A 19,396-nucleotide genomic window follows, 5' to 3' on the forward strand; every position below is an offset into this window, starting at 1 on the left:
CGTATGTCGAATGACCGGATGAAACCTCTCATGCTCGCTGCCGTGATCGGCCTTCTGGGTGCAGGGGCAGCAGGCTTTGCAGCCGGAGGCGCCCTGGCGCAGAATCCGCCGAAGGGCGCGCCTGAAGAAACGCCGAGAAATGTCCAGGAAAAGCACGATAATGCTCCCGAGCCAGTTCAGGAAACCAAGCCTTCCGAACAGACGCAGGACGCCGCGGGAGGCGTGACGGTTCCGGACTATCGCGACGATCGTTCCACTCCACAGGCGCTCATCGAATCCTATTACAATGCGATCAACCGCAAGGAATATGCGCGGGCCTATGGCTATTATTCCGAAGAGGGACGGGAACCGGACTTCAAGACCTTCCTGAAAGGTTATGAAAACACCAAGAGCGTGAAGGTGGCGTTGCGAAAGACCGATCCCGACCCGGGGGCGGGGCAGATTTACTGGAGCCAGCCGGTGGCCATCGAAGCGGAAACGGCGGATGGCAAGAAGGAAGTCTTTACAGGCTGTTATACGATTCACCTTACAAATCCTGCCATGCAGGAGGATCCGCCCTTCAAGTCGATGCAGATCATGACGGGCTCGCTCACCAAGTCCCCGCTGGAACTGGAAAAAAGCGTGCCGGAGACCTGCGAAGCGCCTTGAATCGAAATGTCAAAAAGGCCCTTGACCTTGCCACGATGGGAAGCTCCATCTTATGGCCATCCCTAGAAGGAGTGACTGATTTGATGAAGTTTTCCATTCCCAAGATGAAATGTGGCGGTTGCGCCGATAGCGTTACAGCCGCCTTGCGCGGACTTGATGCAACGGCGCCCATCGAAATCGACCTCGAAAAGAAGGAAGTCGAGTTCGGCGGCAACGTTCCCCAGGATAGAGTGCTCTCCGCCCTGGCTGCAGCCGGGTTTCCAGCGGCAAACGTTCAATAATGTGATTTCGGCTGCGCTTGTTTCAATGCGCTGCAGAAGATAGAGCCATCCCCGGAAGCATGATGCAGTTCCGGCTAGGCTGTGCGTCGAGAACAGATGCCGGGAAGCGAAGGGCTTTCCGCCATTTTCATGTCCCGACGCGCCGTAGCACTCATATGGAGTGACCTCGGGCGCGCCCGGTGAACTCCCGGCGCTCTGATCGGGTAACAGTGAGCATAAATGCCGCAAATGCTGTGTTTCATTGACTGGACCCGCGATTTTTGCCACATCAACGGCAAATCTCGTTTATGGTGCTCCGGCAGGATGCAGGGCGCTCCGATGGCATGAAACATCGCACTTCGCGATAAGGAAGGGTTTAGGGCTATGGCAGCCGATTTCCAGGATCTTCGCACAAAGATGGTCGACAACCAGATCCGCACGACGGACGTAACCGATCTGGCAGTGATCGATGCTTTCCTGACCGTCCCGCGTGAGGCGTTCGTTCCGGCGGCACGTCAGGTCCTTGCCTATATTGACGAAGACCAGCTTCTTGAAAGCGAAGGCAAGCAGCCTCGCTATCTGATGGAGCCTTCGCCTTTCGCCAAGCTGGTGCAGCTCGCAAGCATCAAGAACACGGACGTCGTTCTCGATGTCGGCTGCGGCACCGGATATTCCGCCGCCATCCTTTCCAAGCTGGCCGGTTCGGTCATCGGCCTCGAAAGTGATTCCGTATTGTCGGCTGCTGCCACTGCCCGTCTCGCAGAATTGGGCTATGACAATGTTGTGATCGTTTCAGGCGAACTGCAGGCAGGCTATCCTTCGGAAGCACCTTATGACGTGATCGTCATTGAGGGCGCCGTCGACTTCATCCCGGACGCACTTCTCGCCCAGTTGAGGGACGGCGGACGTCTCGTTGCCGTTGAAGGGCGCGGGAATGCCGGAGTTGCGCGGATTTACGTTAAAGAAAATGGTGTTGCATCAGGACGCGGTGTGTTCAACACTGCGGTTCGTCCGCTACCGGGCTTTGAACGGATTCCGCAGTTCGAGTTTTAATTTTAGCGGATGATACAATTCTGCAACGCTGTGGAATTTGTTTGTGCAAGCTCTGGCGGGGGCAATGGAAATAACCGAATTTAGAGGTTATTAGGATTTGCCCGAACCAATCGGTTCGATAGTTGGATTCGTTTGTTCTTATAATGAGGTACCCGGTGTTCAAAACGTGCAAAGGACTGGTAGCGGCCGCAGCATTGTTGTCTGGCACCATTTTAACGGGGCAGGCGGCGTTCTCGGAGACGTTGACCGGCGCTCTCGTCAAGGCCTACAAGAACAATGCTAACCTGAACTACTCCCGCGCAGGCGTCCGCGTTACGGATGAAGGCGTGGCGATTGCCAAGTCCGGTTATCGCCCGCAGATTACGGGTTCTTATAACGTAGGGCGCGGCAAGACCCCTTCAAGCCGGGGATATCGTACGACAGGCACATTCGGCATTGAGCTGAATCAGATGCTGTTCGATGGATTTCAAACCAAGAACAATGTCGCCGCCGCCGAGACACAGGTCTTTGCCCAGCGCGAGAACCTCCGCAATGAAGAGCAAAACAGACTCTATGAGGCGGTGACCGCCTATATGGATGTCTATCGAGCTCGCCAGATCGCGGCCCTGCGTGAACGCAACCTCGCAGCCCTGAACGAACAGGTTCGTGCAGCCCGCGCTCGCCTCGACGTGGGCGAGGGTACGCGCACCGACGTTGCCCAGGCAGACGCCAGCCGCTCGAATGCGGTTGCTGCGCTCAATTCTGCACGTGCGGATGTCAAGTCGGCAGAAGCAACCTATGTGCAGGTGATCGGCGTTCAGCCGGACAAGCTTGCAGCGGCTGCGGCGGCCAAGAATCTGCCGGCCTCTCCGGATCAGGCCTTCTCCATTGCGATTGCTGGCCACCCGGGCATCCTCGCGACGCAGTACGCCGTCAACGCTGCCGGATATAACGTAAAGGCCAGGGAAGGCGCTCTGCTTCCTTCCGTCGGGCTTACGGCAAGCGCCAGCCGCCTCGATACTTATGCCGGTGAGGGCGGTTCGCAGACCGATGGTAATTCGGCTTCCATCGGTGTTGGTGTGAGCATTCCGATCTATACCGGTGGCCGCACTTCGGCACAGGTCCGCCAGTCCAAGGAGCAACTTGGTCAGGCGCGTATCGAAGTCGATGTGGTTCGCGATCAGGTTCGGCAGGCAATCGGTGTGGCGTGGTCGCAGCTTGAAGCTGCCCGCGCGTCGGTCAAGGCAAATCGGGACGGTATTTCTGCCGCACAGCTTGCTCTCGATGGCGTCATCGAGGAACGCAAGGTGGGGCAGCGCACCACGCTCGATGTGTTGAATGCGCAAAACGATCTCATCACGGCGCAGATCGCTCTGGTCGAATCCGAGCGTAACGTCATTGTTGCCAGCTATGCGCTCCTGAACGCGACCGGTCGCATGACCGCCACCCAGATGGGACTGCAGGTTGCCGAGTACAAGCCGGAAGAGCACTACAACGCCGTCAAGGACAAGTGGTTCGGCCTGCGCACGCCGGACAGCCGCTGATCCTTTGTGTTGAATGAGAATTGAAAGGCACCTTCGGGTGCCTTTTATTTTGCCGTCGATTCGGGATCTCGCGGCATCGTCAATCCTTAACAAATCCATAAAGCTGTGAGTTTGAGAGCCCGTGTCCTGTGCGGGGATTCTCAAACGGGGGATCGTCCGCTACCCTTAATCCATTGATTCTCTGTCTTTTGCAGACAATGTCGCAATACAGGAAAGCGGATTAGCCATGGCACAGACATCCAGCGCAGCACGTGAACCGTCGATGGAAGAGATTCTCGCGTCCATCCGCAGGATCATTGAAGACAGCGATGTCACCCGCCAGCCCGCGCCGATGGCATCTCAGGTTCGCGGAGAGGTTGCCGAGTTCCGTCGTCCTGTCACCGAGCAACCCGTTGCGCAGCCGGAGAGGCCCGCAATGATGCGCAATGTGTTCCAGGACGAACCGACATTGCGCGGCCCGATCAGCGAGCCGGTGCCACCAGCGCCCGAACCGGCAATCGAGGCCGAGGACGAGGATGAAGTTGTTCTCAACGCCGAGAATGACGATCATTCCAACCCCGAGGCTCTGGCACATCCGCAACAGCCCGCCGCAACGGATATTTCGCTGGAAGAAATGGACCTTTCGGTTGAGGCGGAGATTGCAAAGGCGGTCGATACCTTGCTGGAACCGGAACCCGATGCGGAAATCGAGCAGGAAGTTCCTGTCCAGCCCAAGGCTGCCGCCCCGGTTACAGAAGCCGTTGCAAAGCCGCAGCCTTCTGCCCATATGTTGTCGCAGATCGCTGAACGTCAGGTAGCTGCTGCGTTTCAGGATTTGAATCATGCGGTCAGGGCCGAACCGCGCCGCTCGTTCGACGATATTGCTGCGGAACTGCTGCGCCCGATGCTGCAGGACTGGCTCGACAACAATTTGCCGACGCTCGTCGAGCGGCTTGTGCGGGAAGAGATCGAGCGCGTGGTACGCGGCGAGCGATAAGCGTACCGGCCCGATCCGTTGAAATCTTACCCGTCTGTGCAGCAGGCGGGTTTTCACTTTTAGAATGACCGACGGAGGCGCGGTCACTTTTAAAGTGATTTGTCAGCTGTTAGTTGCTATTGAGCCTTCAATTCATTCATCGCGCATAAAGACCGGATAATTCCATGCTTGAGAAGACCTATGACGCCGCGGCGATAGAGCCGAAAATTGCTGAACGCTGGGAAGAAGCGGGTGCATTCAAGGCGGGTGCAGGCGCGAAGCCGGGAGCCGATCCGTTTGCCGTGGTTATTCCGCCGCCGAACGTCACCGGATCGCTGCATATGGGCCACGCGCTCAACAACACGATCCAGGACATCATGGTCCGCTTCGAACGAATGCGCGGCAAGAATGTGCTGTGGCAGCCCGGCATGGACCACGCAGGCATTGCAACCCAGATGGTTGTCGAGCGCCAGCTGGCTGAACGGCAGGAACCAAACCGTCATGCCATGGGCCGCGAGAAGTTCATCGAACGGATCTGGCAGTGGAAGGCTGAATCGGGCGGCATGATTTCCAACCAGCTGCGCCGTCTTGGTGCCTCGTGTGACTGGTCGCGCGAGCGCTTCACCATGGACGAAGGGCTTTCGCGCGCGGTTCTGGAAGTTTTCGTCTCGCTCTACAAGCAGGGCCTCATCTATCGCGACAAGCGCCTGGTCAACTGGGACCCGAAGCTGCTGACGGCGATTTCCGACATTGAAGTCGAGTCTCGCGAAACGAAAGGCCATCTGTGGCATTTCCGTTATCCGCTTGAGAACGTCCCGTTCGACCCGGAAAACCCGCACACTTACATCGTCGTGGCGACAACGCGGCCGGAAACCATGCTGGGCGACACCGGTGTCGCGGTCAACCCGAAGGACGGGCGTTACCATGCTCTGGTCGGAAACGACGTGGTGCTCCCGCTCGTCGGTCGCCACATTCCGATCGTTGCAGACGATTATGCCGATCCGGAAGCCGGTTCTGGCGCGGTCAAGATTACGCCTGCGCATGACTTCAACGATTTTGAGGTCGGCAAGCGCAACGATCTGCGCGCCATCAATATCCTGACGCCCGAGGCCGCAGTTACGCTCAAGGGCAACAATGACTTCCTGGAAGGCCTTGAGCTGACGCCCGAACTGAAGGCGCTCATCAACGAGCTGGATGGGCAGGATCGCTTTGCGGTTCGCAAGCGCATCGTCGAATTGATGGACGAGCGCGGCTATCTCGAAAAGATCGAGGACCACACGCACGCCGTTCCGCACGGTGACCGCGGTGGCGTGCCGATCGAACCCTACCTGACCGACCAGTGGTATGTGAACGCTGCCGAACTTGCCAAGCCTGCAATGGCAGCTGTTCGCGACGGAACCACGCAGATCGTTCCAAAGAACTGGGAAAAGACCTATTTCGACTGGATGGAAAACATCCAGCCGTGGTGCGTCTCGCGCCAGCTTTGGTGGGGACACCAGATCCCGGCCTGGTATGGCCCGGACGGCAAATGCTTTGTCGAAAAGAGCGAAGAAGAGGCGAAGGCCTCTGCGCGCGCCCACTATGGCGAAGATGTTGTGCTCGAGCGTGATACCGACGTTCTCGATACATGGTTTTCGTCTGCGCTGTGGCCGTTCTCGACGCTCGGCTGGCCGGACAAGACGCCGGAACTCGCAACTTATTATCCAACCAGCGTTCTGGTTACCGGGTTCGATATCCTGTTCTTCTGGGTTGCCCGCATGATGATGATGGGTCTCCATTTCATGGAGGAAATCCCGTTCCATACGGTTTATCTGCATGCTCTGGTTCGCGACAAGCATGGCGCGAAGATGTCGAAGTCGAAGGGCAATGTCATCGATCCGCTGGAGCTGATGGACGAATACGGCGCCGACGCGCTGCGGTTCACCCTTGCGATCATGGCCGCACAGGGGCGTGACGTTAAGCTCGATCCGGCTCGTATTGCAGGCTATCGCAATTTCGGCACCAAGCTCTGGAATGCGACGCGCTTTGCGCAGATGAATGGCGTAAAGCTCGACGCCGGTTTCAAGCCGGAAAACGCCAGGCTTGCCGTCAATCGCTGGATACTGACGGAGCTGACCAAGGCCACGCGCGCCGTCACCGAGGGCATCGACAACTATCGCTTCAATGAAGCAGCGGGCGCTGCATATCGTTTTGTCTGGAACCAGTTCTGCGATTGGTATCTGGAACTGCTGAAGCCGATCTTCATGGGCGACGATGAAGCTGCGAAGGCTGAAGCCCAGGCCACTGCAGCCTATTGCCTCGATCAGATCTACAAGCTTCTGCACCCGTTCATGCCTTTCATGACGGAGGAACTCTGGACCCTGACCGCAGGCGAGGGGCAGAAGCGCGATACGGTGCTGGCGCTTGCAGCCTGGCCGGAACTGTCGTTCGAGGACGAGGAAGCAGCGGCTGACATCAACTGGCTGGTTGATCTCGTCACCGGGATTCGTTCGGTTCGCGCGGAAATGAATGTGCCTGCTGGGGCGATTGCTCCTGTTGTCGTTCTGGATGCGAATGCGGCAAGTATCGACCGCTTTGCCCGTCACGATGCTGCGATCAAGCGTCTTGCGCGTGTCGAAAGCGTTTCGTTCGAGGCACAGGCTCCAAAAGGTTCGGCACAGATGCTGTTGGGTGAGGCGACAATCTGCATCCCGCTTGGCAATCTGATCGACCTGAAGGCGGAATCCGCACGCCTCGCCAAGGAAGCTGGCAAGATTGCCGCCGAAATGGATCGCATCGAGAAAAAGCTTTCCAACGAGAAATTCGTTGCGAATGCGCGTGAAGAAGTCGTTGAAGCGGAGCGTGAGCGGCTTGCGGAACTGAAGGAAGCCGCGCAGCGTGTGGCAACGGCCGAGTCACGCATCCGTGATGCAGGCTGAATTGACCTGACGTAAGAAAACAGATTTCGGTCGAATCAAACACCCGGCAGCCTCCGCTGTCGGGTGTTTTGTTGCGCGGTAGTCGCATTTCGGCGCGTTTCAAGCGGCAGAGGGAGTGATCGAACTGGCGTTTCGATTGTTTTTGAGCAATGTTGCGCTTTCGCAACAAGGCGAAAAAGCGGCCGAAAATTGGCCGATTCAGGCATGTTTTGCCATGTGCTTGGTCTAATTTTACTAATGAAACGGCGATAAGATCGGTGTTTTAGCCATTTTCCGCATATGCGTCGAAAGTTCCATAACGCTAATCCAAATTAATGCATCTTGCGGGCTGAATCCTTCCTGATTTACGTTTTCGTCAACGTTAATACCGTTGCTGTGTGGGAGGACATTTATGAGTGTACAGCGCGTGAAAATGGCAGGGATGGTCGCAGCTTTCCTCGGAAGCGCGGTCGCTGCCAATGCGGGCGGCTTCGAGCGCGGCTCGCAGGATTTCGATATTCTTTTTGAACAAGGCAATGCCGTTGAGGCGACCGGCACCTTTGTGGCTCCTCAGCGCAAGTTGAAGAATATTGGCGGCTCTTTGGTCGGCGCCTCGACAGGCGGTATCAATCCGATTACCCGTCGCCCCTACGAGACGGAAGTCGATGAAGCGAAGAGCTATTGGGTTCCAAAAGTTTCGGCCAAGTTCGATCTTACCAATGATCTCGCTTGTGCGGCTCAATATCGCCAGCCTTGGGGTATCGAGACGGATGTCGGCGTCGATACCGTGCGAATGTTCACCGCGATTGAACAGAAAATCTCCTCCAACGATTATGGTGTAAACTGCTCCTATCGGTTTGCAGCTGGAGAGAAGAGCTATTTCCGTATTCTGGGTGGCGTGAGCTATCAGGAGCTCAAGGGCGAACAGACCCGAATGATACCTCCGGGTTCAGCCTTTGGCGGCTCGTTCCGCGTAGCGTCTCTGGATGTTGAAGATCAGTCGGTGGGTTGGCGTCTTGGTGCCGCTTACGAAATCCCAGAATATGCGATGCGCGCAACGCTCGTTTATCAGTCGAAAGTCAAATATAACCTCGAAGGCACCATCGACAATCTGGCGCTCGATCGGTTGACAGGTCGCGGCATACCGATCAACGTTGAAAGCGACGTTTCTACACCTCAGTCGGTGGAATTCAGGTTCCAGACCGGTATCGCTCCAGACTGGCTTGCTTTCGGTTCGGTCAAGTGGACCGACTGGTCGAGCATTACTTCTGTGGACTTTAATTCCGCGGATAGCAGGGTCGTTCGTCAGGGAACCAAAATCACTAGCCTGAACCTTTACTATCAGGATGGTTGGACGGTTAGCGGTGGCGTCGGTCACAAGTTCAACGACCAATGGTCGGCTGCTGCGACCGTTACCTGGGATCGTGGCACCAGCACGGGCCTGACTTCACAGACAGACATCTGGCTCTTCGGTCTCGGCACGAACTACAAGCCAAACGATCAGTTTGAGGTTCGTCTGGCTGGTGCTGCTGGCTGGCTTTCCTCGGGTGAACTGGACGATACCGTTATTGCTGGTACGCGCAATGCCACAGGCTCCAAGGGCGAATTCGGAAATGATTTCGTTGGTGCCCTGTCACTCACTGCGAAGGCCAAGTTCTAAGCTCGACATATAAGACACGAAAAAAGCCCGGCGTTGCCGGGCTTTTTGTTGGAAACCGCTTGGGCTCAGGACCGTTCAAGCCGTGCAAGCAGCGATGACGTATCCCAGCGGTTGCCTCCGATCTTCTGCACTTCCTTGTAAAACTGGTCCACGAGAGCCGTAACCGGCAAAAGCGCGCCATTGCGGTCCGCTTCCTCTAGGCAGATGCCAAGATCCTTGCGCATCCAGTCGACCGCAAAGCCGAAATCGTATTTGCCTTGGTTCATGGTGCCGGAACGGTTCTCCATCTGCCAGGAGCCCGCTGCCCCCTTGGATATTACCGAGATCAGCTTTTCGATATCGAGACCAGCCTTCTTGCCGAAATGGATGCCTTCCGCCAGCCCTTGAACGAGACCGGCAATACAGATCTGGTTGACCATCTTTGCAAGCTGGCCCGAGCCGACCGGACCCATGAGGCCGACCATGCGCGCATAAGCATCTATTACGGGCCTGGCGCGCTCAAAAACAGCTTCCGGCGCTCCAACCATGACCGTCAGTACACCGTTTTCGGCACCTGCCTGCCCGCCGGAGACAGGCGCATCGATGAAGTGAAAGCCGCGCTTTTGCGCTTCGGCGTCCAGTTCGCGGGCAACCTCCGCGGAGGCCGTGGTATTGTCGATGAAGATCGCATCCTTCCTCATGGTCGAGAATGCGCCATCCGGGCCGGTAGTGACGGAGCGAAGATCATCGTCATTGCCGACACAGGCGAAAACAAAATCCGCATCGCGAACGGCTTCGGCGGGCGTGGCAGCAAAGCTGCCGCCGAATTCCCTTGCCCATTTTTCGGCCTTGGCTGTCGTGCGGTTATAAACCGTGACGTCGTGACCGCCCTTGTTCTTGAGATGTCCGGCCATGGGATAGCCCATGACGCCCAAACCCAGAAAGGCGACTTTAGCGGGTGTCGTCATTCGTTCATTCCTCTGGATAGATGTAAGCAATCAGGTGAGAGGCGTCATAACGGCCGCGTGATAGGCCGGACGCTGTTTCAAACGGTCATACCAGTCTTCGAGCCGCGGAAGGGAGGGACGCTCGATGGGAAACTCGAACCACGCATAGGCATAGCAACCGATGGGAATGTCACCAATGCCGAAATTGTCGCCCGAAAACCAGGCGGCATCCTTGAGGCCGTCATTGGCAATCTGCATCGAATGAGCCAGCCCCAGAAGACCGCGTTCCAGAATAGCCGGATCGCGTTCCGCTTCCGGCAACCGGATCAGATGCTTGATGACATCGCTGAAATTGGAGGCCAGGGAGGTGGAGGCCCAATCCATCCACTTTTCAGCCTGCGCGCGCCTGGCGGGGTCCTCGATCCAGAACGTTCCCTTGCCATAGACCGCCGCAAGATAACGGGTGATGGTATTGGATTCCCACAACACAGTGTCGCCGTCTTCCAGCAACGGAATCAGCCCGTTCGGATTACGCGCAAGATAAGTGGGATCTTTCAGGCCACCAAACTGGCCGCCCACGTCGATCTGCTCATAGTCGAGATTAAGTTCCCGCGCTATCCAGAGCGCCTTCTTCACATTTGTGGAATTGATACGACCCCAGATTTTCAGCATGACTCAGCCTGTTGCATTACTGTGGAAAAATGCATTCTAAACAGATCGTCCCCGAAAGTCGCAAGACTTCCGGGGACGATATTTTGCCTTATGCCTATTTAGTGATCTCTAGCGAACAAGATGACGTGTCAGTCGTCGTTCGAGAAAATCCCAAACGTGCCGCAGACATTCGACGATCACCAGATAGATGACCGCTGCCCAGAGATAGGTTTGGAAATCGAAGGTCCGCGAATAGGCGCGGCGCGTTTCGCCCATCAGGTCGAGCACGGTGATGATGGCGACAATGGCCGATCCCTTGATCATCAGGATGATTTCGTTGCCGTAAGGGCGCAGCGCCACGATAAGCGCCTGCGGAAGAATGACCTTCCAGAAGGTCACACGCTTTGAAATGCCAAGAGCCGCGGCGCCTTCCCATTGGCCGAGGGCCACGCTCTGAATGGCGCCGCGCAGGATTTCAGCCTGATAAGCCGCCGTATTGAGCGAAAACGCCAGAATCGCGCAATTCCATGCATCGCGGAAAAACACCCAAAGCCCGATGCTTTCGAGAAACGGACGGAAGGTGCCAAAACCGTAATAGATAAGGAATGTCTGCGCGAGCAGTGGAGTGCCCCGGAAGAAATAGACATAGCCGAAGGCAAGTCCGCGAAGCCATCGATTGTTGGACATGCGCGCGGCCGTGATTGGCAGCGAAATCAGGGCGCCTATGATGATAGAGACAGCGACCAGCTTCAGCGTGATCAGAAGACCGGACCAGTAGCGCGGCCCGTAGGTTTCAAACAGATCGACGCGCCATGCGTTATAGAGATAGATCGCAAGGCCGGCGAAGAGAAGGAACCATAGAGCGACGATGACGTGGCCTGCGACGCGCATTCGCGTCCATTGCTTTACCACTGGCGGCGGGGCCATCACCGGGACTGTCGTGTTGGAAACCGTCTGGCTCATGTCATGCACCTCGCGAACGGTTGGCGCCTGCATCGGCCCAGCGGGCAATGCGGTCGATGAAGTAGGACGAGATGATTGCGAGAACCAGATAGAGCAGACAGGCTATGCCGAAGAACAGAAACGGTTCCTTGGTCACCCGCGCCGCGATGGAGGTCTGCCGCAGGATATCCGACAAGGTGATGACGGAAACCAGCGATGTATCCTTGAGAAGCACCAGCCACAGATTGGCCAGACCGGGCAGGGCGATGCGGATCAGCTGCGGCAGGATGACCTTGCGCATGGTCTGCCAGTGCGACAGGCCGACGGCATAACCGCCTTCATATTGGCCGCGCGGGATGGCGCGGAATGCCGAGAGGAAGACTTCGCTCGAATAGGATGAGAAGACGAAGCCCAGCGCGACCATACCCGCGCCGAACGCATTGATTTCGACATTGGCTTCGACGCCGAACAGGCTCAAGAGCCGCTGCAGTCCCAGCGATGCGCCGAAATAAACGAGAAAGAGGGTCAGAAGCTCAGGCAAACCACGAAAGATCGTCGTGTAGATGTTTGCTGCCAGCCGTATCGAGGGTTCGCTGGATTGTTTGCCGACGGCAACCAGAAATCCAAGTGCGAGACCGACGGGAAGTGTTGCGAGGGCCAGCGAGACGGTAACCAGAAGGCCCCAGGCAATGCTTGCCCCCCAACCGTCCGGGCCGAAACTCAACAAAGTGGCGTAATGTTCCATGCGCCTATTCTTTTTCCTGAAGGCAACTGCCTGTGCTTTTTATCGCCTGCGGGCATCAACCCGGCGAGGCTTGTGCGGCATGCCCGTACAAATGTTTTGCGCCGGTTTGCCAAAACGCAAACCGGCGCATGTCTATCAATTTGGATTAGTTTTCAGCGCCATAAGCATCGAAGTCGAAGTACTTGTCGTTGACTTCCTTGTATTTGCCGTTCGCGCGGATGGCCTTGATGGCTGCGTTGAACTTTTCAACCAGTTCGGGGCGGCCCTTCTTGAAGGCGACGCCAGCGCCCGGACCATGGATTTCGATGACTGGCGGGAACGTACCGACCATCTTGCAGCAAGCCCCATCCGGAGACTTCAGCCACTGGGCAAGCGTCACGCTGTCGTCGTTGACGGCATCGAGACGGCCATTGGCGAGATCGAGGCGATATTCTTCTGCCGTCGGATAGGCCTTGATCGTGCTGTCGGTGAAGGTCTTTTCAGAATAGTTGGAGTGCGTGGTGGAAACCTGCACGCCGATGGTCTTGCCTGCGAGGTCTTCCTTGGTCACACCCTTGATGTCGGTGTCTTTGGGAGCCGCAATGCCGGGAGGCGTGTTGTAATATTTATTGGAGAAGTCGACCTGCTTCTTGCGCTCGTCCGTGATGGACATGGATGCGATGAAGGCGTCGAATTTGCCTGCCTGAAGCGCAGGAATAGCGCCGTCCCATTCCTGGGTAACGAATTCGCACTCGGCTTTCATCTCCTCGCAGAGCGCCTTGGCGATATCGACGTCGAAGCCCGAGAGGGTGCCGTCCGGATTGATGAAGTTGAAGGGCGGATAGGCGCCTTCGGTGCCGATCTTGAGCTTGAGTGGTTCTTCTGCATTGGCAACGCCAGCAGCCATGCTGCCGATTGTGATTGCCAGTGCTGCTACCGATGCTGCAGTGGCGATACGCTTCAATACGCGCATTTTCAGTCCTCTCGTTTGTTTTGGCTGGTTCCCTGATTATTTCTTCTGGTTCAGCCGCTTAAGGGGCACTCACGACCGTGTAACTTTAAATTGCACGTTTGGCAGCGGATTCCCCCTGTCCCTACCAATAGATGGTTGAGCCGATCATGCGCAATATTTTTTCGCGCTTCCATCTCCACCATCAGGTCTGTCGGCGATATTCCCACCATTTTTAGACGATTGGCAAGATGGTCCGTGTAATTAAATTGTGTCTCTTGAGAGTGAATTCGTCTGCATTTTCTGCATGTTTTTGTCTTGTTATAATGGAAATCGCTATTTTGACCATAAAATTTAGGGAGTTGCTCAAAGCGCCATCTCGCCTTCGATAAAATCGGCTATTTTCTCGATATCATTGATGTCGAACACGGGCACTGCTTCGTCGGGTTGGGGCTGGTCGCTGGCGATGGCGAGGATAGTCGGATCGTCGCGGGAAAGCGCGGGCCCGTCATGGCTTCCCTGCCGACGCAGCTCGATTTTCTTGTGTGTTTCGCGCTTATAGCCTTCGACCAGAACAAGATCGCAGGGTGCAAGTTTGGCGGCAATCTCACGCAGGGAAGGCTCTTCTTCGCCCAGGTTCTCATGCATGATCGCGTAGCGCTGCGACGAGACTATGGCAACTTCCGCCGCTCCCGCCTTTCGATGCCGCCAGGAATCAGTTCCTTCATGGTCGATGTCGAAATTGTGATGGGCATGCTTGATCGTGGCGATACGGTACCCGCGGGCGGTAAGGCATGTCACCAGGCGTTCGGTCATTGTTGTCTTGCCGGAGTTTTTCCAGCCGGTAATGCCGAAAAGCTTCTGGTTCATTCCATCGACTCAGCCAGTTTTCGGGCCGCGACAAGATCGTCGGGCCGATTGATGTTGAAGAACGGATCATATGTTTCCGGACTATCGCCGGCGAAGGCAAGCGGAAAATCGACGGTCTCAAAACCTATATGCTCAGCGAACGCAAGGACGCTCGCCCTGTTCGTTTCGGAGAGCCAAGCGGACAGTTCATCCGCCAGCCCCGTTTCCCACAGGCCGAAAATGGGATGCACCCGGTCAAGGGAACTGGCGAGAACGATACGCGCTCCGCTTTCATTTCGACGCGAAAGAAGGCGTCCGGCGAGATCGTGAGGCAGGAACGGCGTATCGGCTGCCGTTGTCAGTAAAAGGGAAGCCCCGCGCGCCTGGATCAACGCCGACAGGATGCCGACAAGTGGACCGCCATGTGTTGAAGGCAGGTCTTTCAGGATCGGTACGCCGAGATTGGTCAGACGGGGATCATCGCTGTTCGCATTGACAACGAGAGTTTCGACCTGCGGGCTGATGCGCGTGATGACATGGGCAATGATAGAGCGGTCGCCGTCGAGTGGCTGAAGGAACTTGTCGCCCGCAACGCCACCTTCCTGCATGCGGCTGGAAAGCCCCCCGGCGATGATGGCCCCTGCAATCATGACGGTTCCACGCCGGTCGGGATCGTCGCGAGCGTGCTCTTGTTGCGTTCGCGCTTCTTCAATACGTTTTCGCGATAGACCATGTAGACGCCGCTTCCGACCACCAGAATAGATCCGATGATCGTATATATGTCAGGCGCTTCGCCGAAGATCAAAGTGCTGAGGCCGATCGCCCAGAGCAGGCTCGAATAGCGGAACGGTGAAACGAACGAAACTTCGCCTTCGCGCATCGCCAGAATGATGAAGTGATAACCAACGAGAAGCAAAACGGCCGCAATGGCCATGGCGCCGACGGCGGTCATCCCGAGTGGCTGCCATCCGCCCATGGGAACTGTCAGCGCGCCGCCCGTCAATGTTATCGCGCCTGCGGTCAAGGTCGACAGAAAGAGGGTTGGCACATGCGCCGGCACCCGGCGTGTCGCAATATCTCGTGTGGCGGCAAAGCACACGCTGGCGAGAAGCACGGCGACAGCGGCCAGGCTCGCCGCGCCATCCGTTCCAGGCCGGATGATGATGAGGACGCCTACCAACCCGACAAGGATACAGCACCAGCGACGCCAGCCCACTTTTTCCTTCAGGAAGAGCGCCGCTCCGAGCGTCACGACAAGCGGCGTTGCCTGAAAGACGGCGGAACAGAATGCCTGCGAGAGATGACCGAGGGAGTAAATATAGGTGATCGTGGCGACGACTTCGCCCACAACACGCAGGATCGTCATCCTCTCCAGCGAAAGATTGCGCAACGCGCCGTGGCGCCAAGCCAGCAAACCGATCAGCGCCGTCGCGAATATGCCGCGGACCAGCATATACTGCCCGCTGTTCATCTCGGTCAGGAGATATTTTGTGATCGTATCGCCGATGGTGAAGGTCCCCATGGCGAGAAGCATGAAAATACTTGCACGAAAATTTGCTGATTGCGGCACGATACAGAATCCGGTTTAGGCCTGAGCCTTGGATTGCATACCGTTTTAAAGTCGATCTCGCGACAACTATTTCAGGTGATTTGTGCTTTTCAAGTATAGGCGGCTCAACCGCCGGTAAGGCTCATGTGGCGCGCAACCGCCGGGCGATTATGATCGCGGTCGATGATAAAATCGTGCCCTTTCGGCTTGCGCGAAATTGCTTCGTCAATCGCCTGGCCGAGCAGCAGGTCGCTTTCGCTTTCCCGCAGCGCCTTGCGCAGATCGGCATCGTCGTTCTGGCCGAGGCACATATAGAGCATCCCCGTGCAGGTCAGCCGGACACGATTGCAGCTTTCGCAGAAATTATGGGTCATCGGCGTGATGAAACCAAGCCGCCCGCCTGTCTCGGCAATCGTCACGTAGCGGGCAGGGCCGCCCGTGCGGTACGGAATGTCCGATAGCGTGAACTGACGCGACAGGTCTTCCCTTACCTGCGACAGCGGCAGATACTGGTCGGTGCGGTCGAACTCGATCTCGCCCATCGGCATTGTTTCGATCAGGGTCATGTCCATGCCTCGGCCATGCGCCCAGCGGATCAGTTCAGGAATTTCATGTTCGTTGAAATCCTTCAGTGCGACCGCGTTTATCTTGACGCGGATACCCGCACGCTGTGCAGCCTCAATCCCCTCAAGAACGCGGGGCAGATCGCCCCAACGGGTGATCTGATGGAATTTTTCAGGGTCGAGCGTATCCAGCGAGACATTGATACGGCGTATCCCGCACTCCGCCAGTTCGTCGGCAAAGCGTGAAAGCTGCGATCCGTTCGTGGTGAGGGTCAGTTCATCCAGCGCACCTGATTTCAGATGGCGCGAAAGCTGCCGGATCAGGTGCATGATGTTCTTGCGCACCAGAGGCTCGCCGCCGGTCAGTCGCAGTTTCCGCACACCCTTGTCGATAAAGGCGGTGCAAAGCCGGTCCAGTTCCTCGAGCGTCAGCAAATCCTTCTTGGGCAGGAACGTCATATGTTCCGCCATGCAGTAGGTGCAGCGGAAATCGCAGCGATCCGTAACCGAAACGCGAAGATAGGTAACGGCGCGCCCGAAAGGATCGATCATGGGTCCAGTCGGGGAAACAAGTGGCTGGGCTTGGTTTGTGTGTATCATAAGCCGTTGTTTCCGCTTGCTGCGGAAGAATGTCCGCATCGTTTCCCTAGAGATAGGACCTGCGGACTTCATTGTCCAGTTTCGCGCGCACGAAGCTCTTTCAATAATGATCGCGCCTATTGCGATATTTTAACGCGGGGCCTATCAAAGCTGGCGAATATCCAAGCTGGAGAATGGTTATGAGCGAAGTCTGGCCGACCGAATTGCGCGTTTCGCACGACCGCAGGCTGCTGACGGTGGCATTCGATGATGGCCAGAAATTCGAGCTGACCGCCGAATTGCTGCGTGTGCTGTCACCTTCGGCAGAAGTGCAGGGCCATTCGCCGGAACAGCGCGTGACGGTTGGCGGCAAGCGCAATGTTGAAATCATGAAGGTCGAGCCGGTCGGCAATTACGCCGTTCGAATAACTTTCGACGACATGCACGACACCGGCCTGTTTTCGTGGACCTATCTCCACAAGCTCGGCTCCGAGAAGGAGACGTTGTGGCAAACCTATCTCGATGAGCTTGCCGGGAAGGGGCTCAAGCGGGACCGCTGACCTATTCTTTCTCCAGCATTTCGCAGATGCGGCGCATCACGTCGCCCATCGCGTTGCATTGCGCGGCTGTCGACTGCGCCATGACGCGGTCGATCAGTTCCGTATAGACCGTCAGCGCGTGTCCCAGCAGCTTTTCGCCCTTGGCGGTCAGGGTCAGGCGCATCACACGCTTGTCAGCAGGATCGCCTTCGCGCACCAGCAAGCCACGCTTTTCCAGCTTTGGCAGCAGCATGGTGATGTTTGAACGCCCGACAAGAATGCGGCGCGCAAGATCGTGCTGGGATTCGCCGGGATGGCGATAGATATTCATCAGTACATCGAGGTCCGCGATCTTCAGATCGAAGGTCGACAGCCCTTGGGCGAGGGCGCGTTCCACCGCCTTGCCGGCGCGCGCGACGGCAATCCAGTTCTTGAAGCGGGGATTATCCCACGGCAGTTTTTGAGTCTCGTCTTGCATTTTGTTCATTCTTGTACAATTATTTGTTCAGGATTGAACATAATTGAGGCCCTGTCATGACATCGTTCTCTTTGCAGGTTACGCGATTCGGCCTGGGTGTGCTCGGACGCATTGATGCCGAGAAGGCGGGCCGCGCGGCATTCAGGATTTTCTGTCGGACGCCAAGCCGCAAGCCGAAGACGAAGGCCTATGCGGCGCGCCTTCAACAAGCGAACACGGAACTCGGCCAGGCAAAGCGGCTCGATCTGATTATCGATCGCGGGTTGATCGCGACTTATCTGTTCGAGCCGAAGGTTCCGGCGGGGAGGACCTCGCTCGTCGTCCATGGATGGGGATCGCGCACTGCCGACATGATGACGATCATTCGCGAGCTTGTCGCACGCGGCGAACGGGTCGTTTCCCTCGACCTGCCGGGACATGGTGCATCCGCGGGCCACACGCTCAACATGATACAGGCAATCGCCGCCGTCGATGTTGCGTGGCGGCAGTACGGCCCGTTCGACGCGATGATAGGCCATTCGTTCGGCGGCGCGGTCATCATCAATGCGGCGGCGGGTTCCGTCGGTTGCTACGGGTCACACCGCCCGGCAAAGCTGGTGACGATTGCCTCTCCGCACTCGATGGCGGGCGTTTTCGACGGTTTCGGCAAAGTGCTCGGGCTTGGCCGCGATGCGCGTAACGCCATGAAGGAGCAGGTCCGCTACATCGCGGCGCGTCCGATCATGGATTTCGATACCGATGTGCTCCTGCGCCGCATGACGATACCGACGCTGGTCGTTCATGCGCATGACGACAAGGAAGTTCCCGCCATTTGCGCGGAAATGGTTGGCAAAGCTGGCTCCCATGTCACGGTGCGCTGGGCCGACGGCCTTGGCCATCGCCGCATCATCGCAAGTGCGGAAGTAGCGTCCATCGTGGCGGATTATCTTGATGATGCTCCGGGGTTAAGGCTCGTCGCCTGATCGTGCTTCGCCGGGAACAAGTTTGTCCCACGCTGCCATGGCGCCCTGCGCCGCTGCTGTAAGGTCTGCTCGCGTTCCACCGTCGCGCGCAAGAATGGACATGCCGTTCTGTACCGTTGCATAAAAGGTTGCCACCGCTTCGCAGTTGACCGACATGGCTATGTCGCCGTCGCGAATGCCGCGTTCGAGCCGCTTTTTCAAGATTTCGATATTGGCGTGGCGACAGTTGCGCAGCACGGTGCAGACCTTGTCGCTTGACTGCGTGCGGTGCAGCGCATCCAGTGCGATCATGCATCCGCGAGGCACCGATTCCTGACAGTAAGCGTCGATAGTGGCGTGGAGAAACTGCTCGAATGCCCGGCGGACCTCCGGCGTCTTATCCAGCGTCGACCATATTTCCACCCCGACTTCGCCGGAATAAAGGGTGAGGGCTTCAAGATAGAGCCCTTCCTTGCTGCCGAAAGCTGCATAAAGGCTGGGAGCATTGATGCCCATGGCGGCTGTCAGGTCGGCCAGCGACGCGCCATCAAAACCTTTTTCCCAGAATTTGAGCATTGCAGCACGCAGCGCTGTCTCGCGGTCGAAGCTGCGGGGGCGTCCTTTGTCTGCCACGCTCCCTCCTTTCTGTATCGATCAATAAATAAATCGCTTGACCGCTCAGCGCAAGCCTGTCAGCAATTATTTATCAA

At 57.0% G+C, this 19,396-nt stretch carries 20 protein-coding genes; 9 read left to right on the top strand and 11 right to left on the bottom strand.

The window, feature by feature from the left end; all coding sequences use genetic code 11:
• Positions 1-3 precede the first annotated feature (3 nt).
• The 7 genes from OINT_RS05170 to OINT_RS05200 all read left to right on the top strand — a co-directional run bounded on the left by OINT_RS05170 (position 4) and on the right by OINT_RS05200 (position 8,996).
• A complete protein-coding gene (locus OINT_RS05170) occupies positions 4-648 on the top strand; it encodes a hypothetical protein (protein ID WP_006466723.1) in 645 nt (214 codons plus the stop codon).
• A gap of 80 nt (positions 649-728) precedes the next feature.
• Positions 729-929, top strand: coding sequence for a heavy-metal-associated domain-containing protein (locus OINT_RS05175; RefSeq protein ID WP_077684256.1), 201 nt, complete (start codon positions 729-731; stop codon positions 927-929).
• Between the two features lie 363 nt (positions 930-1,292).
• A complete protein-coding gene (locus OINT_RS05180) occupies positions 1,293-1,961 on the top strand; it encodes a protein-L-isoaspartate O-methyltransferase family protein (protein ID WP_006466725.1) in 669 nt (222 codons plus the stop codon).
• A 143-nt stretch (positions 1,962-2,104) separates the two neighbouring features.
• Positions 2,105-3,484, top strand: a complete 1,380-nt coding sequence (locus OINT_RS05185) for a TolC family outer membrane protein (protein WP_039852554.1) — start codon at positions 2,105-2,107, stop codon at positions 3,482-3,484.
• Between the two features lie 226 nt (positions 3,485-3,710).
• On the top strand, positions 3,711-4,460 hold the full coding sequence (locus tag OINT_RS05190; protein ID WP_006466727.1) for a PopZ family protein: 750 nt from the start codon (positions 3,711-3,713) through the stop codon (positions 4,458-4,460).
• Between the two features lie 164 nt (positions 4,461-4,624).
• Positions 4,625-7,357: a valine--tRNA ligase gene (locus OINT_RS05195; RefSeq protein ID WP_006466728.1), complete on the top strand. Its 2,733-nt coding sequence runs from the start codon at positions 4,625-4,627 to the stop codon at positions 7,355-7,357.
• Positions 7,358-7,970: 613 nt separating this feature from the next.
• Positions 7,971-8,996 (top strand): OmpP1/FadL family transporter, encoded by a 1,026-nt coding sequence (locus OINT_RS05200; RefSeq protein WP_080556942.1) that lies wholly within the window; start codon positions 7,971-7,973, stop codon positions 8,994-8,996.
• 65 nt (positions 8,997-9,061) lie between these two features.
• On the opposite strand, the gene OINT_RS05205 is transcribed toward OINT_RS05200, so the two are convergent.
• The 9 genes from OINT_RS05205 to moaA all read right to left on the bottom strand — a co-directional run bounded on the left by OINT_RS05205 (position 9,062) and on the right by moaA (position 16,749).
• Positions 9,062-9,943, bottom strand: a complete 882-nt coding sequence (locus OINT_RS05205; protein ID WP_039852556.1) for an NAD(P)-dependent oxidoreductase — start codon at positions 9,941-9,943, stop codon at positions 9,062-9,064.
• A 30-nt stretch (positions 9,944-9,973) separates the two neighbouring features.
• Positions 9,974-10,594 (bottom strand): glutathione S-transferase family protein, encoded by a 621-nt coding sequence (locus OINT_RS05210; RefSeq protein WP_006466731.1) that lies wholly within the window; start codon positions 10,592-10,594, stop codon positions 9,974-9,976.
• A 108-nt stretch (positions 10,595-10,702) separates the two neighbouring features.
• Positions 10,703-11,536, bottom strand: coding sequence for an ABC transporter permease (locus OINT_RS05215; RefSeq protein WP_039852559.1), 834 nt, complete (start codon positions 11,534-11,536; stop codon positions 10,703-10,705).
• Between the two features lies 1 nt (position 11,537).
• Positions 11,538-12,260, bottom strand: coding sequence for an ABC transporter permease (locus OINT_RS05220; RefSeq protein ID WP_006466733.1), 723 nt, complete (start codon positions 12,258-12,260; stop codon positions 11,538-11,540).
• A 145-nt stretch (positions 12,261-12,405) separates the two neighbouring features.
• Positions 12,406-13,212: an ABC transporter substrate-binding protein gene (locus OINT_RS05225; protein ID WP_006466734.1), complete on the bottom strand. Its 807-nt coding sequence runs from the start codon at positions 13,210-13,212 to the stop codon at positions 12,406-12,408.
• A 342-nt stretch (positions 13,213-13,554) separates the two neighbouring features.
• On the bottom strand, positions 13,555-14,058 hold the full coding sequence (mobB, locus tag OINT_RS05230) for a molybdopterin-guanine dinucleotide biosynthesis protein B (protein WP_006466735.1): 504 nt from the start codon (positions 14,056-14,058) through the stop codon (positions 13,555-13,557).
• Positions 14,055-14,687 carry a molybdenum cofactor guanylyltransferase gene (gene mobA, locus OINT_RS05235; RefSeq protein ID WP_006466736.1) on the bottom strand — a complete coding sequence of 211 codons (633 nt, stop codon included), beginning with the start codon at positions 14,685-14,687 and terminating at the stop codon, positions 14,055-14,057. Before mobA ends, mobB begins: the two co-directional genes overlap by 4 nt.
• Positions 14,684-15,571, bottom strand: a complete 888-nt coding sequence (locus tag OINT_RS05240; RefSeq protein ID WP_031345994.1) for a DMT family transporter — start codon at positions 15,569-15,571, stop codon at positions 14,684-14,686. Before OINT_RS05240 ends, mobA begins: the two co-directional genes overlap by 4 nt.
• A 140-nt stretch (positions 15,572-15,711) precedes the next feature.
• Positions 15,712-16,749: a GTP 3',8-cyclase MoaA gene (gene moaA, locus OINT_RS05245; protein ID WP_077684254.1), complete on the bottom strand. Its 1,038-nt coding sequence runs from the start codon at positions 16,747-16,749 to the stop codon at positions 15,712-15,714.
• Between the two features lie 179 nt (positions 16,750-16,928).
• On the opposite strand from moaA, the gene OINT_RS05250 reads away from it, so the two are divergent.
• Complete coding sequence (locus OINT_RS05250; RefSeq protein ID WP_022568836.1) at positions 16,929-17,288, top strand: gamma-butyrobetaine hydroxylase family protein; 360 nt, start codon at positions 16,929-16,931, stop codon at positions 17,286-17,288.
• A 1-nt stretch (position 17,289) separates the two neighbouring features.
• Here the strand turns inward: OINT_RS05250 and OINT_RS05255 are convergent, their stop codons facing one another.
• Positions 17,290-17,754 (bottom strand): MarR family winged helix-turn-helix transcriptional regulator, encoded by a 465-nt coding sequence (locus OINT_RS05255; protein ID WP_006466740.1) that lies wholly within the window; start codon positions 17,752-17,754, stop codon positions 17,290-17,292.
• Between the two features lie 47 nt (positions 17,755-17,801).
• Between OINT_RS05255 and OINT_RS05260 the strand changes: the two genes are divergently transcribed.
• Positions 17,802-18,707: an alpha/beta fold hydrolase gene (locus OINT_RS05260; RefSeq protein ID WP_006466741.1), complete on the top strand. Its 906-nt coding sequence runs from the start codon at positions 17,802-17,804 to the stop codon at positions 18,705-18,707.
• On the opposite strand, the gene OINT_RS05265 is transcribed toward OINT_RS05260, so the two are convergent.
• The gene (locus OINT_RS05265; RefSeq protein ID WP_006466742.1) at positions 18,690-19,319 is read right to left on the bottom strand and encodes a TetR/AcrR family transcriptional regulator; all 630 of its coding nucleotides are present in this window, start codon (positions 19,317-19,319) and stop codon (positions 18,690-18,692) included. The genes OINT_RS05260 and OINT_RS05265 overlap by 18 nt on opposite strands.
• Positions 19,320-19,396: the final 77 nt, after the last annotated feature.

The organism is Brucella intermedia LMG 3301 (assembly GCF_000182645.1).
Classification (GTDB): domain Bacteria; phylum Pseudomonadota; class Alphaproteobacteria; order Rhizobiales; family Rhizobiaceae; genus Brucella; species Brucella intermedia.

Coding starts and splice junctions, on each gene's coding strand:
- mobB (WP_006466735.1), bottom strand. CDS start 14,058: ATGAACCAGAAGCTTTTCGGCATTACCGGCTGGAAAAACTCCGGCAAG.
- moaA (WP_077684254.1), bottom strand. CDS start 16,749: ATGATACACACAAACCAAGCCCAGCCACTTGTTTCCCCGACTGGACCC.
- OINT_RS05195 (WP_006466728.1), top strand. CDS start 4,625: ATGCTTGAGAAGACCTATGACGCCGCGGCGATAGAGCCGAAAATTGCT.
- OINT_RS05170 (WP_006466723.1), top strand. CDS start 4: ATGTCGAATGACCGGATGAAACCTCTCATGCTCGCTGCCGTGATCGGC.
- OINT_RS05180 (WP_006466725.1), top strand. CDS start 1,293: ATGGCAGCCGATTTCCAGGATCTTCGCACAAAGATGGTCGACAACCAG.
- OINT_RS05225 (WP_006466734.1), bottom strand. CDS start 13,212: ATGCGCGTATTGAAGCGTATCGCCACTGCAGCATCGGTAGCAGCACTG.
- OINT_RS05255 (WP_006466740.1), bottom strand. CDS start 17,754: ATGAACAAAATGCAAGACGAGACTCAAAAACTGCCGTGGGATAATCCC.
- OINT_RS05210 (WP_006466731.1), bottom strand. CDS start 10,594: ATGCTGAAAATCTGGGGTCGTATCAATTCCACAAATGTGAAGAAGGCG.
- OINT_RS05190 (WP_006466727.1), top strand. CDS start 3,711: ATGGCACAGACATCCAGCGCAGCACGTGAACCGTCGATGGAAGAGATT.
- mobA (WP_006466736.1), bottom strand. CDS start 14,687: ATGATTGCAGGGGCCATCATCGCCGGGGGGCTTTCCAGCCGCATGCAG.
- OINT_RS05260 (WP_006466741.1), top strand. CDS start 17,802: ATGACATCGTTCTCTTTGCAGGTTACGCGATTCGGCCTGGGTGTGCTC.
- OINT_RS05185 (WP_039852554.1), top strand. CDS start 2,105: ATGAGGTACCCGGTGTTCAAAACGTGCAAAGGACTGGTAGCGGCCGCA.
- OINT_RS05250 (WP_022568836.1), top strand. CDS start 16,929: ATGAGCGAAGTCTGGCCGACCGAATTGCGCGTTTCGCACGACCGCAGG.
- OINT_RS05240 (WP_031345994.1), bottom strand. CDS start 15,571: ATGCTTCTCGCCATGGGGACCTTCACCATCGGCGATACGATCACAAAA.
- OINT_RS05205 (WP_039852556.1), bottom strand. CDS start 9,943: ATGACGACACCCGCTAAAGTCGCCTTTCTGGGTTTGGGCGTCATGGGC.
- OINT_RS05220 (WP_006466733.1), bottom strand. CDS start 12,260: ATGGAACATTACGCCACTTTGTTGAGTTTCGGCCCGGACGGTTGGGGG.
- OINT_RS05215 (WP_039852559.1), bottom strand. CDS start 11,536: ATGAGCCAGACGGTTTCCAACACGACAGTCCCGGTGATGGCCCCGCCG.